This window comes from Francisella sp. SYW-2, from assembly GCF_008711475.1.
Lineage (GTDB): Bacteria > Pseudomonadota > Gammaproteobacteria > Francisellales > Francisellaceae > Francisella > Francisella salimarina.
The window spans coordinates 39,673-55,442 of the sequence record NZ_VXKO01000007.1; the positions used below are offsets into that span (position 1 = coordinate 39,673).

The following is a 15,770-nucleotide window of genomic DNA, read 5'->3' on the forward strand; positions in this document are numbered from 1 at the left end:
TCTAGAAAAGAGTATATTGTGTTTTTTACAATGACTATACAGTGATTGAATCAGTAGCAATTACTTGCTTATCAAACAGAACATTTGCTGTCCATTTACCGCTACAATATTTATTACCCTGTTTAATTTCTACAGTTGCCCATGTTTTATCATTTTTCTCAGCATACTTAGTGATAGGGAAACTAGTATCATAACACTTAGATCCCTCAGGAGCTTGCCATTGCAATCTTACACTTCCTTGAGGATTGTTATTGTAAGTAGTATAGATAGTAGCTTTGATATCATCTTGGTTAGTTTTCTTTAACTTTATCTTAGCTGTAGGCGCTGTACTAGTAGCAGAATCTTGAACAGCTGTAGCATCTGAAGCTTGTGGTGCTTGATCCTGAGCAGCAGAATTTTCACCTGCAACAGTCGAACAACTAGCAAGACCGGCGATTGATAAAGACAATAGACTAAGTTTAATTATTTTTTTCATACAAATTACTCCTTTTACAAGTTATACACTCAAAATCGATTATAACATTAATTTGCACCAAATAAACAGCTGTTTATCAAATGATTATACAGCTAACACTACGATTCTCATTAACAAGCAAATTGTATGTTTTACAAGCAGTATCACTCGCCATAAAATCAACACTTCTACCCGCTTTTGCTAACTCATTAATTATTTCTATGGGAGGCAATAACTGTTTTTTGCCTGTTCCAATAATGATAATTTCTGGGCCAGTTGATAACACAAGATCAAGATGACTCTTGTTAATACTATTTATGTCACTAATTTCATCTTGATACTCTAGTACCTCTGTAGAGGATAAAATCAAAGGATGATTATATTCACCAATATTAAGAATAATTCGCCCATTTATATATTCTTTAAAAAAAACTGGAGCTTGAATTTTTTCTTCTTGTAAAGTCATCATAGCAAAAAAACCTTGATTATAATAATATAGCTAACATATATAAATTATAACTTATCAATATTATATCTAAACATTATTTTGAGGCTACCATGAATTCAATACTAGAAGAATCTAATTTACCGAAACTTGCTGAATTTAAAACTGATGAAGTCAAGCCAGCAATAGACTATCTTTTTGAACATGCTGAAATCAATCTACAAAAGGCACTGCAAGAACAAAATCCTAGCTGGCAAACTCTCCTACAACTAGAAGTAGATGATGAGAAAATAAGCCAAGCATTTTCTACAATTGCTCACATGAATGCTGTTTGCAATTCTAAAGAATTACGCGAGAGCTACGAGTACGCTGTAAGCAAACTTACCGATTACTATACCAAGCTTGGACAAAATAAAGATTTATACAATTTATATAAACAAATTCAAAATCACGAGCTTAATGCTGAACAAGCACAAGCTATAAAAAAAGCTATTGTCGGATTTGAGCAATCAGGCGTAAATCTTGACGAATCAAAAAGAAAAAGATTGCAAGAGATCTCGCAAGAGTTAGCTCAACTAACTACAAAATTTGAGAATAATGTATTAGATGCTACTATGGACTGGCTCTACACCACAAATGATGAGAAAGAGCTAAAAGGACTATCCCAAAATACTATTGAATCAGCAATAAATAAAGCAAAACAAAAAAATATTTCTGAAAAATATGCATTAGGAATAGATATTCCAACATACCTAGCAGTGTTGCAACAAGCTGATAATCGCAAATTACGTGAGAAACTCTATAAAGCATACTGTACTAGAGCATCAAAAGAGGCAGATAACAAAAACTTCGATAATGATGACAATATTGAAAAAATCCTAAAGCTACGTGCTGAAAAATCGCAAATATTGGGTTTTGATAATTATGCAGAGAATTCTCTATTTACCAAAATGGCAGAAACACCAACCCAAGTACTTGAACTACTTAATAGCCTTCTTGAAAAATCATTGCCTCAAGCAAAAAAAGAAATTAATGAATTGCGCAGATTTGCTGAAGATGCTGGGCTTGTAGATGGCCTTCAACCATGGGATACAGCATATTATTCTGAAAAACTCAAAAAAGCTAAATTTGACTTTACAGAAGAAGAACTTAGAGAATATTTCCCATTAGAGAGAGTTTTGGAAGGACTATTCAAGATACTTAATAAAATCTATAACTTAGAAATAAAAGAAAATTCAAGCTATTCAAAATATATAGATGAACAACAAACTTTTGATTTTTTCAAGGATGGAGAATATATTGGCAGTATAATTTGTGATTTTTTTGCTCGTGATAATAAACGTGGTGGCGCATGGATGGATGGCTCACGCACAGCGTTTATCCAGCCGAATGGCTTAGCTCAAAAACCTGTAGCTTATGTTAATTGCAACTTCTTACCACCATCGAAAGATGGTGCAAACCTAACTCATAATGATGTTGTAACATTATTTCACGAGTTTGGTCATGCTCTTCATCACATCTTATCACGTGTAACTGTTGCTTCAATTTCTGGAACCAATGGAGTTGAATGGGACGCTGTGGAATTACCTAGCCAATTCATGGAGAATTTCTGCTGGTGCGAAGAAGGACTAGCACTTATATCCGGATCACGCGATGGTAAAGCCCTTAGTAACAAACAAATTGATAAACTTGTAGGTACGAGACATTTTCAGTCTGCATTAATGATGGTTAGACAACTTGAATTTGCTATATTTGATATGAATATCCACTACAAAAAATTAACTACCGCGACTGAAGTCCAAAATGAATTAGATAGCATTAGAGAAAGAGTCAACTTACTTAAAACTCCTAGCTACAATAGATTCCAGAATGGATTTTCGCATATTTTTGCTGGAGGTTATGCTGCTGGATACTACAGTTACAAATGGGCTGAAATACTTTCTTCAGATGTGTTTTCACGTTTTGAAAATGAAGGAATCCTTAGTAATAAAGTTGGTAATGACTTGTTAGAAAACATAATTTCAAAGGGCTCTTCACGTGATGCTATGGATAACTTTATAGCATTTATGGGGCGTAAACCAAATGAAGAAGCTCTACTTCGACACAGTGGGATTAATTAAAGTAACAAAGCTAAATGTGGCTATAGATCTTTAATCTACCAGCAACATTTATTCCTACAACATATACCACAGTTATAAAAACTTCTAAAAATATGAAAACAATTGAAATAGGTAATAAAGCTGAAGAACAAGCCTCTAAATTCTTGCAAGCTAAAAATCTAGAAATTCTAGCTCAAAATTTTAAAGCCTTACCTTATGGTGAAATTGATATTATTGCTTTAGAGCAAAGCACTCTTGTATTTATCGAAGTAAAATATCGTAGCAAAACAAAATTTGCTAAAGCAGAAGAAATGCTAACTTACAGTAAACAGCAAAAAATTATTAATTCAGCAAATATTTTCTTACAAAAGAATCCTAAGCTTGAAAACTACGAATGTAGATTTGATTTAATAGCAATTAACAAAAAAAATATTAACTGGATAAAAAATGCTTTTATCTTAAATTAAAGCTCTTGAGAAAGTTCTATAAGCTTTTTAGCTTGTAATAGCTGATAAGCATCGGTTTCATCATTTAAATTAAGATTTAGATGCCCTACTTTTCTGCCCTTACGCGGCTCCTTGTTATAGCTATGAATCTTAACTCTATCAAGTGCTGCTAAATCTTTTGTAGCTGGCATACCTCCAATAAAGTTCAACATCACAGTTTTACGACTTGTTGTATCTCCCAAGATCAAACCTGCGATAGCTCTAACATGATTTTCAAACTGTGAAGTAATTGAGCCATCAATACTCCAGTGTCCACTATTATGCACTCTAGGAGCTATCTCATTGACTATTAACTCATCGCCTTTGACAAAGAACTCTATGGCTAAAGTACCAACATAGGCAAACTCTTTGACCAATATTTTAGCTATCTGCTGTGCTTTTTCAGCTAACACTAGATTTTCAAAAGGTGCTTCTGATTCAACTATAATACCTTGTTTATGAATATTTTTAGCTAATGGATAAAAAGCTATATTTCCTTTAATATCAGCCGTACATATTTGTGAAACTTCATAATCAAAGTCGACAAAAGCCTCATAAATAAGACCGTCTGGAGCATTTTTAAGAGCATCCCAAGCTTTTGATACATCTTCTTGAGATTTTAGCATAAATTGACCTTTACCATCATAGCCAAATCTACGTGTTTTGACTATAGCCGGTAACCCATAATCTAGTACAGCTTTTTCAAGCTTATCTAGACTATCAATATTTACAAATTTAGCAGTAGCTATACCATGATCTTGCATAAAAGATTTCTCAAGTAATCTATCTTGAGAGATAGCAATGGCTTTCGCAGATGGATATACATTCACCTCATGGTTAATTGCTTTAATAAGCTCGTGAGATATATTTTCATTCTCAAAAGTTATCACATCAAACTGTTTTGCCCATACAACAACATCATTAACTTGTTCTAAATCAATATCTGTTACACTTTTTACAACCTCTTCGGCGCAATCATCTGTTTTACCAAGACAGTGAAACTCTAGACCTAAAGGCGTACCAGCTATACTTAGCATCCTTGCAAGTTGACCTGCTCCAATAATACCTATTTTCATATTACTGTTCCCTCGGATTAGGATTATCTAGTACTGATTGAGTTTGATCTGCTCTAAACTTAGCAAGAGCTTGACCTACTTTAGAATCTACAAGTTGCAAAATACTTGCAGCAAAAAGAGCGGCATTTTTAGCCCCTGCCACACCAATTGCAAAAGTAGCAACCGGAATACCCGCTGGCATTTGTACAATAGATAATAAACTATCTTTGCCACTTAATGTGCTAGACTTCACAGGTACGCCTAAGACTGGCAGGTCTGTTTTTGCAGCAACCATACCAGGTAGATGGGCTGCACCGCCAGCACCTGCAATTATGACTTTTAGGCCTCTAGACTTGGCTGTCTCAGCATAACCGAACATTTTGTCAGGGGTTCTATGAGCTGAAACAACCTCACATTCATAGCTAATGCCTAGATTCTCTAAAATATCACAACACTCTTTCATTGTGCTCCAATCAGATTTAGAGCCCATGATTACACCAACATCTATACTCATCTCTTTTTCTCCCTTATATGTCATCTTATGGCTTGACCATAGGATCCATTTATAATGATGCTCAACACCTTACTTAGATTCTACGATCAAGTCGTAGAATGACACTACTGAATTATTTGCTTCCAATTCTTAATAACCTCTATCCAAGCTTTACTCTCGAGAGCTTGTACTTTTTCTTTTAAGCTTTCAGCAATATCATCTTTTCTTACATCACATTTCAACTGCAAAACTATATCACCACCATCAACCTCTTCACTTACTTGATGGATAGTACATCCAGATACACTATCTCCAGCGTCAATAACTGATTGATGCACTGCCAAATCCATTAATCCTGCATGCTTTGGTAATAGTGATGGATGAATATTTAGAATTTTACCCTCAAAAGCCTTTATAAAGACTGGACTTAAAATACGCATAAAACCAATTAGTAAAATCAAATCTGGATTATATTTCTGGATTTCTTCGACAAGAAGCTTATCATAAGCCTCTCTTGATAGACCTTTTGAAGCTATGAATTTATTAGCTATATTTCGATCTTTTGCTCTTTGTAAAATATAAGAATCTTGCTTATTAGAGATAACCAAACTTATATCAGCATCTATTTGCCTATCAGCTATAGCATCTATTATAGCCTGCATATTAGTCCCACGTGTAGAACCCAATACAACAAGTTTTAGCCTAGACACTTCTATAGCTCCTGATACTTATTACCACGCAATAAATTCATATGCTTAATACGCTTATTAATAAGCTCTTTGGTACCTATATCAGGACGGTGAAATAGCTTACCATAAATATTTTTGACAGCATTTTCTGCTTTTTGTTCTGCTTCTGCTATCGTATCACCTAAGCCTAATACTGCTATTGCTCTAGAACCTGTACCAATTAGTTTACCACCTCTAAAATCTACAGCTCCTAAGAAAATTTCTACATTATCAGGGCATTTTGATATATCTATCTCAAAGTTTTTGACTGACTGATTTGGATACCCTAATGGTACTAAATATTTACATACACTTGCTTTATTTTTAAATTCAGCTTGTATCTTATCAAGAGTACCATTAGTTATTGCTTGTACTATCTCAACAAAATCTGTTTCTAGTAAAGTCAGTAAGTTCATAGCCTCAGGATCCCCAAAACGAGCATTATACTCAATAACTTTTGTATCATCTTTGGTAGCCATAAAACCACCATATAAGATACCTTGATAAGGTTCGCCGAATTTATCAGCTAATGCTTTTGCAACTTTCTCATTTATCTCTTTTGCTCTAGCTATATCAGAATCTGATAAAAATGGTAAGCTATGATTAGCATCTGAGTAAGTACCCATACCACCTGTATTTGGACCTTTATCACCTTCATGTGCACGTTTGTGATCTTGTACAGCTGGCATATGAATAAAATGCTCACCATCAGTGAAAGATATCAAAGAGAACTCTTGACCGACAAGCTTCTCTTCAATCACAAATTCCTTGCCTGAATCTATCAATGACTGACAATGTTTAAGAGCATCACTCATTGTATGTAAATGATCTCCCCATACAAGAACTCCTTTACCACCCATCAAACCATCTGCTTTTATGACGAACTGATTTCTATACTCCTTGAGAGTCTCTTCCACACCATCCATAGTTGAGAACTTCCTAAAGAAAGGGTTTGCTCCTATATCATAGTCACGGATTAGGTCTCTTGTAAAACCTTTTGATGTTTCAAGTTGAGCAAGTTTCTTAGTTGGGCCAACTACACCTATACCATTTGCTTTAAGAATATCGGCAAGACCCACTTCAAGTGGCGCCTCTGGACCAATAATAGCTATATCAATACTCTCTGCTTTTGCATACTCAAGAACTGCCTCACAGTTACAAATATCACCAACTCTATATCCTTGAGCTATTCTATCAATACCAGGATTTACCGCTGTACTTATACAAAAAAGCTGATTCTTAATAGCACTTCTTTTAACTGCTTCAGCTATTGCATGCTCTCTACTTCCTGAACCCACTAGAAGAATATTCACTTGACTCTCCGTATTTAAATAATCTGTAACATTTTTTGCAATTCTATAATTAATATTTTCTATATCCTCTGGCACTTCAAACTTCTGCCCAGTTATCATCTCAAAGAGAGTTATATATTTTTGAGACAGCTCTACCACTAACTCCTGTGGTGCTTGAGGTAAGATATCATCATTGTATGGATCACAGTTTTTTGCAAACCATAATCTAAAAAATTCTTTGTCAATATTTTCTGGTTCTTGACCATTTTTAAATCTCTCAGCATAGCTATTTTTTAGCCAAAATCTTGAGCTATCAGGTGTATGAATTTCATCTATCAGAATAATTTCGCCAGTCTTTTCATCAACTCCAAACTCATACTTTGTATCTGCTAATATCAAACCATGTTCTAGGGCTTTTTGCTGACCAAATTCAAATAACTCTAAAGCTTTTTGTGAAGCATAATCCCATTGCTCTTGAGTTAACCATCCCTCCTTGACGATATCTTCGGCAGAAATCGGTCTATCATGGTCTTGCTCTTTTGTCGTTGGAGTTAGGATATTTTGAGGTAGCTTTTGATTCTTTTTCAAACCCTCTGGGAGAATATTGCCACAATAATCACGACTACCATTTTTGTAGTGAGTCCACAATGATGTCGAAGTTGAGCCAGTTATATAGCCTCTGACTACAAACTCAATTGGCAACACCTTTGCCTTTCTTGCTATTACGACATTTGCATCTGGAGAAGCTATAAAATGATTTTTGACAATATGAGCAGTTTCTTTGAACCACCAAACTGATGATTGAGCAAGAATCTGACCCTTAAATGGAATAAACCCTAACGACCTATCAAAAGCTGACTGTCTATCAGTTGATATCAAAATACTTTTATCATCAGTAAAGTACATATCTCTAACTTTACCAGTGTATTTATCTTTGATATTAAGATCAGTTGATTTTAAAACATTTTGTATATTATTGATGATGATTTGTTTATCAATCATTAGATAATTTCCACCTTGCCTGTATTTGTAATCTTACCTATTTGATATAGTTTGGTATTTGTATGCTTTCTGGCTAACTCTTTCATCTTATCAAATTGATCTTGGCTAGCTACTATAGTCATACCTATACCCATATTAAATGAGCGATACATTTCAAACTCACTAATATCGCCAATTCTTTGCATAACTCTAAAGATAGCAGGAGTTTCAAAGCTATCTTTAACAATCTCAGCACCTAATCCTTGTGGTAGCACTCTTGGAATATTCTCTATAAAACCACCACCTGTAATATGTGCAATACCTTTGATATCAACACCATTATCTAAGAAATCATGGATAATATTAGTATAATTAATATGCGGCTCTAACAATACATCGCCAATAGTTTTGCCATCTAGCTCTGGATATGTATCAGTATGTTTGTTACCAGCGACATCAAAGAATAATTTACGCGCGAATGAATATCCATTCGTATGCAGACCTGATGAACTAAGACCAAATACCACATCGCCTTCTTTGATATTCTCGCCATTGATGACTTTATTCTTATCAACGATACCTGTGACGACACCTACCATGTCAATCTCACCCGATTGATACACCCCTGGCATCTCAGCAGTTTCACCACCTACCAGAGATACTCCACATTCAGCACATGCTTTTGACATACCTTTGACAAGCTCTTCCATAATAACAGGATCAAGCTTATCGTGAGCAACATAATCTAAAAAAGTGATTGGTTTAGCGCCCATTACAACAATATCATTTGTCGCTGCTGAGAAAAGATCATAACCAAGATTCTCAAACTTGCCACACATAACAGCAACTTTTGTTTTTGTACCAACCCCATCAATTGATTGGACTAGCACTGGATCATCATAGTTATTTATGACACTCTTTAGTGAGTAAAGTGATCCAAAACTTCCTAAACCAGTTAAGACATCTTTTGTGAATGTTTTTTTCACATGATTTTTCATTCTATCTACAGCCTGATTCCCAGCTTCGATATTTACACCAGCATCTTCATATTTTAAGCCTGCCATTTTTCTTCCTTTTTTAATGAACTGGTTATACTAAGTTTTACTATAAAAATCTCTTAACAACTCCAAATCTTTGCTAGATACTACCTGTTTAATTCCTGAGCACATTGAAAAGTGTTATAAAGAAGTTCTGTAATAGTCATAGGACCAACACCACCTGGTACTGGAGTGATTGCCGCAACTTTATCTTTCACTGCTTTAAAATCAACATCACCAACTATTTTACCATCAATGTGGTTAATACCAACATCTATGACCACAGCACCATCTTTGACCATATCTGCTGTGATAAAGTTTGGTTTACCTACAGCTACTACTAGTATATCAGCTTTAGTAGTATGAGATTTAAGATCTTGAGTAAATCTATGACATGTTGTAACTGTTGCCTTAGCATTTAATAATAATTGAGAAACTGGTTTACCAACAATATTACTAGCCCCTACAACAACAGCATGAGCTCCCTCTGTCTGTATGCCATATTCTTTGAGCATAGTTAAGATTCCCTTGGGTGTACAAGATTCTAGGCATTTCTTATCTCTAAGTTGCAACCTACCAACATTTGTCGGATGAAAACCATCAACATCTTTTTCTGGTTTGATTGCATAAATAACTTTTTGCTTATTAATATGAGTTGGTAGCGGAAGCTGTACCAAAATTGCATGCACGCTAGAGTCATTGTTGAGCTTGTCTATAAGCTCAAGCAACTCTTGCTCAGTTGTCGCATCAGGAAGTGTTATAACTTCTGAATTTATTCCAACTTTTTTACAAGCCTTTTCTTTTGAGCCCACATAAGTCTTACTTGCAGGATCATCACCTACTATTATTGCGACTAATTTGGGAACTATACCTGTTTGATCTTTATACTCTTGAAGTTGCTCTGCTAATCTCTCTTTTAGATCTATAGAAAGCTTTTTGCCATCGATTAAAGTCATTTTTTGATTACTTAGCTTAATGAATAAAAATGATATGCAATATGATACCAAATTTATCAGAATCTTTGGAGCTTTTTTAGAAATCTTTTTATAAACTTAAATTAACATATAGTTAACCAAAATCAGCTATCACAATTTGTTGGGAAATAGATCTCTATTTAACATCCAGTAGTATATATATGCAGTACAGTAACAGCCTAAAGCCACTCCAAAAATCACATCACTTGGGTAATGAGAGCCAACTATAATTCTACTACCTGCAAACACAATTATAAGCACGTACCATAAATATCTAAATTTTGGAAAAATATAAAAAAACGCTATAAACATAGCCCCAACAGTGATTGAATGCCCCGAAGGCATACTCGCAAAATCATAACCTGGTGCATGAAAGTGCTGGAAATAGTGTGACCCATACTCCAAGAAAAATTCTGGCCTAGCTCTACCAATTATAACTTTAAGCACTTGCCCCACAATACCGCTAATCGCCACAGTTGCTAAAATAAACCCTGAATAAACACAAATCTTATTAAAAGAAGCTTTGACACTTTCAGAAAGCTTATCAATATTGGTAAATAGTCTTACTAAAACTATCAGACCACATATTATCAAGATATATTCAGCCTTACCTACATCAGTAATATGCCTAAAAGCGGTGTCAATAGCCTTTGGCATAGAATGCTTAATATAATTTTCAACAGGAGTATCCAAGTTGTAGAATGCAAAGACCACTAAGATTAATATAGGTACAAATAAGTATCTGAGCTGTAAATAATTAGGTAGCTGATAGTTATGTTGTTTCGGTCTTTTGAAAGTTTCTTTTAAACTTTGGAAATTAGTTTTTAGTACATCTTTAAGCATAAGAGCTCAACAATCAATATTTATTAGAACTTTTAATTATAGCAGAATATCATATCGCTAACATATTTTGTTAGGTTATAAATAAATCGTATATTGCTGTATAAAACCTAGACTATCAAGTTAAATATTACGACAATTGCTGTTAAGTGATAATGAAAATCATTAGTTTAGTTAAAATTAAATTTTGGAATATTAAATTAATGCAATAATAATGAAAATACTTGCATAATATAATCTAGAGAATATAATGTAGCTTACAGTTAATTAGGTTTAATTTGCTGGGTTGTTAAAATTTAAACAAAAACTAAAAGGAAAATAAGTTATGAAAAGAAAAATCCAAAAAGGTTTCTCACTTGTTGAGTTAATGGTTGTGATCGCAATTATCGCAATCTTGGCAGCAGTTGCTATCCCTATGTACTCTAACTACACTACTCGTGCTAAGATCGGTACTGCATTAGCATCAGTTGGTGGTCTTAAAGCTCAAGTAGCTGAGAACTTAGCAAACGGTGTTAGTGGTGATTCAAACCTTACTTATGTTGGTGAAAGTAAGAGTGGAATGGCTTATGGTACTGGTGTTAACGCTGCTGGTGATATTACACTTACATTTACAAGTCCAGTATCAGGAAGTGTTATACTTTCTCCGAATGATAACGGTGGTTCTGTAACTTGGAACTGTATCTCAACAACTGCTGCAATATCTGCAAGTGGTTCTGCGGTTAATGCGAATTCTCCTGAACTAGGTGGTACAACTGCACAAGCACAGATTGAGCAAGCTTTATTACCAAGCCCTTGTGAAGGTGCATAATTTCTCTCTTATATTCTTCTTTATACTTTATTCTTTCACCTTATCCAATTAATTTATTTGGTTTATCTCTACAAAGAAAAATATTTAGTTTATACTTGATGTAATGACTAACTATTTTTGTACAATATGCTTAAATTTCAAAAAGGATTTTCCTTGGTTGAGCTGATGGTTGTGATTGCAATTATTGCAATCTTGGCTGCAGTAGCTTTTCCAATATATTCAAACTATGTAATTCGTTCAAAAGTTGGGGCTGCTGTAACAGCCATAGGCTCAACCAAAATGGATATAGCCGAAATAGTAATGCATTCTGGAGATATGACTAACATCAACTCTACTGGCAGCGGTGCTAATGCTAGTTTTAATAGCAAAACGCTTCCATCAGAATCGACATCTTCTCTAAGCTACACAACCTCTGTTTCAAGTAGCTCTATAATCATTGACTTCACAGCCCCTGTCAGCGGTAGCATTACCCTTACACCATATTACAACACTGCTGCCCAGTCTATGACTTGGGAATGCACTAGCTTAGGCTTCCAAGCTAACCAGCTACCAACACCATTGTGCCCACAATAAAATAGATAGTGTTTTTTAATTTATTTTATTAGCCCCAAAAGCTCTCTAGCATATGATAGAGTATTTTCTGAGATATCTACTCCCCCTACTATCTTAGCTATTTCTTCAATACGCTGTTGCTGATTTAGTTCGATAATTTTTGATTCTGTATTATTTCAAAATATCTCTCAGGTACAAATTGATACCAAACGATCTCATAATTTCAAATTTGGCATATTGATATAAATTATGCAATTGAATTTATACTTTTATAATATATAATTAAATTAATTTTTTATTAATCTAATCACCGTGACAAGCCATAATATCAAAAAAGGATTCTCATTGGTTGAGTTGATGGTTGTAATCGCAATTATCGCAATCTTAGCAGCTGTAGCAATACCAGCATATTCAATTTATGTAACTAGAGCTAAGCTTACAGAAGCGCTTGCTAATTTAGATAATTATAAAAAAGATGTTCAAGATTTTTTTATCAGCCATGGCGTATCAACTGAACAGCAGTTACAAAGTTTTGATATCACAGATTATACTGACATTGGTAATGAAAATGCCAATGTTATGAGTGATATAGTTGGGCATAATGGTAGAATCGTAGGTGTAAGCAATATCAATGGAAAAACCTATCAGATAGCTCTTTCACCGAGTATTGAAAACAATACTTTTAAATGGACTTGTTCAGTATCTATAGTTGAAGAAGAGTCTAGTATTAATGATGGCTATTTTGGGCTTAATTTTGAATTTTATAACAATAGTGGTTCCTATGTGGCTCCTAGCAGTAGTATCTTACCAAGCGGTTGCAATGCATCTAGTGAAAATCAAGATAGTGATTATGAAGCATATAAATCGCAAAGAGCAAATTTTGATAGTGCCTTAATGAATGCTCATAGCAACGCTGTCACAGCATGGCAAAATAGAACAACAGAAGCCTTAGTACAAGATAGTCAATACAATGACCTTATAAGTGCTATGAGCTCAGCTGAAAGCAATGCAGATACTGCTTTCAGTGATTACCAAAAATATCAAAACATACAAAGTAATCAGTCTAATTTAGACTACTATCAAGGACTAATTGATAATGCTGCAGATGGTGTTGATACAACATCTTGGCAAAATAGTGTCGACTACTACCAAGGTAGAATTGATAGTACACAAGCGACTATGTCTAGCCAAGCAGGTAGCAACTATAACAATGCTACAGAAGCTGCTGAATACTTCAACCAACAAAGAGACATATATGACACAAATAGGCAAGATGCAAATGCAAGATCTTTAGAGCTTCAAAATGAACAAAGAAACGTATCTAGTTCAATTAATGGCATTGAAAGTCAAGGGTTCGATAGTGACTATAATGGCTCTTATGAGCAATATAATAGTGCCATGGATTCATTGCAATCTAGTGTCAATAATTCAGTAAATGTTGAAAGACTAGATACTAACCAAGCTGAAAACATATCTCCAAGTGCTTTTACTCAAACTTCTGATAAATATAGCTCTTGGCAGTATAATCAAATTAGAAGTTAAAATTTTAATACTACTAACCCTAATTATACTGCACTTTGTATCTATGTTCTAATAACTCAAATATAACATTGCTACAAATCATGTATATACCTGTTTATATAAATCTAAAAAAGTGGTGGTGCAAACATCAATAAAAAATGGGGTAAATAAAACCCAAAGATTCACACCTAATTGGGAATGTCTGCTTGTTTTGTAAAGATAATCCAAAAGATCAAAATAAGACCGGTGGCAATCATAAACCCAAAAGCTCTCTAGCATGTGATAGAGTATTTTCTGAAATATCTACTCCCCCTACTATTTTAGCTATTTCTTCAATACGCTGTTGCTGATTTAGCTCGATAATTTTTGATTCTGTAGTATCTTTGAGATATTTCTTGGTAACATGCAAATGTGTATGACCTTGAGCTGCTACCTGTGGCTGGTGTGTTATACACAACACCTGCAGTCTCTCTGAGAGCTTCTTTAGTAACTTACCAACAATCTCTGCCGTAGCTCCTGATATACCGACATCAACCTCATCAAATACTAAAGTTGGATAAGATCTCTTAGCAGCCGATACTGCTTGTATTGATAACCCTATTCTACTTAGCTCCCCACCCGAAGCAACTTTTCTAACTGGTGCAAGCTGTTCACCTAGATTAAAGTTAATCATAAATTGACACTCATCTATACCTTTAGATGTCTTATTCTGAGATGATAGAATCTGCGCAACAAAGCTACCTTTCGGTATATTTAGGGAGCGAATATTTTTCTCAACTTGCTTAGAAAATTCTTTTGCTGTGGCTTGGCGTGCTTGGCTTAGCTCTTGTGCATAGCTATCATATTCTTGCTCAAGCTTTTGCTTTTGTTCATTTAGTTGAGCCAACCTTTCACCGTCTTGACTAAAACTCTCTAACTCACCATGAAGCTCTTGGATATACTGATACATATAGTTTGGCTCAACTTTATGTTTACGTGCAAAATCATATATCTCACCCATTCTCTGCTCGACTCTTGATAGTGCTTCTGGATCTTGCTCCAAGGATTCTAGTCTATTTTGTGCTTCATCATAACTTTCTTGAGCATACACCTTAGTTTGAGAAATCAGCTCCTGAAGACTTTTGAAAGATGTTTCATCTAACTTTAACACTTCTTTTTCAAGTTCTGTTAGCATTGCTATAATATTAGTATCTGAATCATACATCAAATTAGAGATATGATTAAGACTATAGCCAATATCATCAACACTCGAGAGATTCTTTTGATGCTTAGATAACTCTTCGAACTCATTTTCTTCAAGCTCTAGAGCTACAAGCTCATCAAGCTTATACTCCAATAACTCTCTTTGGCTATTTTGTCCATCAACATACTCCTGAAGTTCTGATATCTCAGAATTTACTTTTTGCAGTTGATAAAACACCGTTGAAACTTTTCTCAATATATCATCATTATTTGCGAAACTATCCAGCAAACTTAGTTGTGACTTGGGATCAAGCAAATCCTGATGAGAGTTTTGACTATAAATGTTTATAAGCTTATCTGAGATTTTTTTGACATCAGTAGATTTGGCAACACTACCATTTATAAATAAGCGACTTTGTTTAGATTTATTAACTACTCGCCGAAATGTACACTCATCATTCTCATAATCAATAAAAAGCTCATCTAAAAGTTTTTTTGCCTTTTTATTATCTTTGATACAGAATGTTGCCGAAACTTCGGTTACATTACCATCTTGTAAAAAAGTTTTTTCTAACCTTGCACCAAGCACAAAGCTCAAAGCATCAAGCAAAATTGACTTACCAGCCCCTGTTTCTCCAGTCAGGACAGTCATACCTTCTCTAAAGTCAATTTCTGTAGATTTTATGATCGCAAAATTTTTAATAGCCAGATGTTGTAGCATACTAATATCACTCGAAATATTGTAACTTAATTATTATATATGCTTTTGTAAGAATTCTAAATCGATTAATATCAAACCACTTGCAAGACTATATTTAAACATT

15 protein-coding genes are annotated in these 15,770 nt (G+C 34.4%); 5 read left to right on the forward strand and 10 right to left on the reverse strand.

Annotated elements, in window-relative coordinates; all coding sequences use genetic code 11:
- Window positions 1–34: 34 nt before the first annotated feature.
- Together lpnA and F3D57_RS03975 are read right to left on the reverse strand one after the other, a co-directional pair.
- Window positions 35–475 carry an outer member lipoprotein TUL4/LpnA gene (gene lpnA / locus F3D57_RS03970; protein ID WP_013922217.1) on the reverse strand — a complete coding sequence of 147 codons (441 nt, stop codon included), beginning with the start codon at window positions 473–475 and terminating at the stop codon, window positions 35–37.
- A gap of 76 nt (window positions 476–551) precedes the next feature.
- Window positions 552–923, reverse strand: a complete 372-nt coding sequence (locus F3D57_RS03975; RefSeq protein ID WP_150465279.1) for an Mth938-like domain-containing protein — start codon at window positions 921–923, stop codon at window positions 552–554.
- A gap of 89 nt (window positions 924–1,012) precedes the next feature.
- Between F3D57_RS03975 and F3D57_RS03980 the strand changes: the two genes are divergently transcribed.
- Both F3D57_RS03980 and F3D57_RS03985 read left to right on the forward strand, forming a co-directional pair.
- A complete protein-coding gene (locus F3D57_RS03980) occupies window positions 1,013–3,019 on the forward strand; it encodes a M3 family metallopeptidase (RefSeq protein WP_150465280.1) in 2,007 nt (668 codons plus the stop codon).
- 92 nt (window positions 3,020–3,111) lie between these two features.
- Window positions 3,112–3,465 carry a YraN family protein gene (locus tag F3D57_RS03985; RefSeq protein ID WP_150465281.1) on the forward strand — a complete coding sequence of 118 codons (354 nt, stop codon included), beginning with the start codon at window positions 3,112–3,114 and terminating at the stop codon, window positions 3,463–3,465.
- Here F3D57_RS03985 and F3D57_RS03990 read toward each other — a convergent pair.
- The 7 genes from F3D57_RS03990 to lpxE form a co-directional block, all read right to left on the reverse strand.
- Window positions 3,462–4,559, reverse strand: coding sequence for a 5-(carboxyamino)imidazole ribonucleotide synthase (locus F3D57_RS03990; protein WP_150465282.1), 1,098 nt, complete (start codon window positions 4,557–4,559; stop codon window positions 3,462–3,464). The genes F3D57_RS03985 and F3D57_RS03990 overlap by 4 nt on opposite strands.
- Window position 4,560: 1 nt before the next feature.
- Window positions 4,561–5,052: a 5-(carboxyamino)imidazole ribonucleotide mutase gene (purE, locus tag F3D57_RS03995; RefSeq protein ID WP_150465283.1), complete on the reverse strand. Its 492-nt coding sequence runs from the start codon at window positions 5,050–5,052 to the stop codon at window positions 4,561–4,563.
- Between the two features lie 104 nt (window positions 5,053–5,156).
- Window positions 5,157–5,741, reverse strand: coding sequence for a phosphoribosylglycinamide formyltransferase (purN, locus tag F3D57_RS04000; RefSeq protein ID WP_150465284.1), 585 nt, complete (start codon window positions 5,739–5,741; stop codon window positions 5,157–5,159).
- Between the two features lie 2 nt (window positions 5,742–5,743).
- Window positions 5,744–8,053, reverse strand: coding sequence for a phosphoribosylaminoimidazolesuccinocarboxamide synthase (locus tag F3D57_RS04005; protein ID WP_150465285.1), 2,310 nt, complete (start codon window positions 8,051–8,053; stop codon window positions 5,744–5,746).
- On the reverse strand, window positions 8,053–9,096 hold the full coding sequence (purM, locus tag F3D57_RS04010) for a phosphoribosylformylglycinamidine cyclo-ligase (protein ID WP_150463642.1): 1,044 nt from the start codon (window positions 9,094–9,096) through the stop codon (window positions 8,053–8,055). The genes F3D57_RS04005 and purM overlap by 1 nt, the downstream gene beginning before the upstream one ends.
- Before the next feature lie 80 nt (window positions 9,097–9,176).
- Window positions 9,177–10,025, reverse strand: coding sequence for a bifunctional methylenetetrahydrofolate dehydrogenase/methenyltetrahydrofolate cyclohydrolase FolD (gene folD, locus F3D57_RS04015; RefSeq protein WP_150465286.1), 849 nt, complete (start codon window positions 10,023–10,025; stop codon window positions 9,177–9,179).
- Between the two features lie 129 nt (window positions 10,026–10,154).
- Window positions 10,155–10,886: a lipid A 1-phosphatase LpxE gene (gene lpxE, locus F3D57_RS04020; RefSeq protein WP_150465287.1), complete on the reverse strand. Its 732-nt coding sequence runs from the start codon at window positions 10,884–10,886 to the stop codon at window positions 10,155–10,157.
- A gap of 322 nt (window positions 10,887–11,208) precedes the next feature.
- Here lpxE and F3D57_RS04025 point away from each other — a divergent pair, with 322 nt between their 5' ends.
- The 3 genes from F3D57_RS04025 to F3D57_RS04035 all read left to right on the forward strand — a co-directional run bounded on the left by F3D57_RS04025 (window position 11,209) and on the right by F3D57_RS04035 (window position 13,785).
- Window positions 11,209–11,691 (forward strand): prepilin-type N-terminal cleavage/methylation domain-containing protein, encoded by a 483-nt coding sequence (locus tag F3D57_RS04025; RefSeq protein WP_150465288.1) that lies wholly within the window; start codon window positions 11,209–11,211, stop codon window positions 11,689–11,691.
- Window positions 11,692–11,817: 126 nt separating this feature from the next.
- Window positions 11,818–12,264, forward strand: coding sequence for a prepilin-type N-terminal cleavage/methylation domain-containing protein (locus F3D57_RS04030; RefSeq protein ID WP_150465289.1), 447 nt, complete (start codon window positions 11,818–11,820; stop codon window positions 12,262–12,264).
- A 291-nt stretch (window positions 12,265–12,555) separates the two neighbouring features.
- On the forward strand, window positions 12,556–13,785 hold the full coding sequence (locus tag F3D57_RS04035; RefSeq protein ID WP_150465290.1) for a prepilin-type N-terminal cleavage/methylation domain-containing protein: 1,230 nt from the start codon (window positions 12,556–12,558) through the stop codon (window positions 13,783–13,785).
- A gap of 232 nt (window positions 13,786–14,017) precedes the next feature.
- Here the strand turns inward: F3D57_RS04035 and recN are convergent, their stop codons facing one another.
- On the reverse strand, window positions 14,018–15,667 hold the full coding sequence (gene recN, locus F3D57_RS04040) for a DNA repair protein RecN (RefSeq protein ID WP_150465291.1): 1,650 nt from the start codon (window positions 15,665–15,667) through the stop codon (window positions 14,018–14,020).
- Window positions 15,668–15,770: the final 103 nt, after the last annotated feature.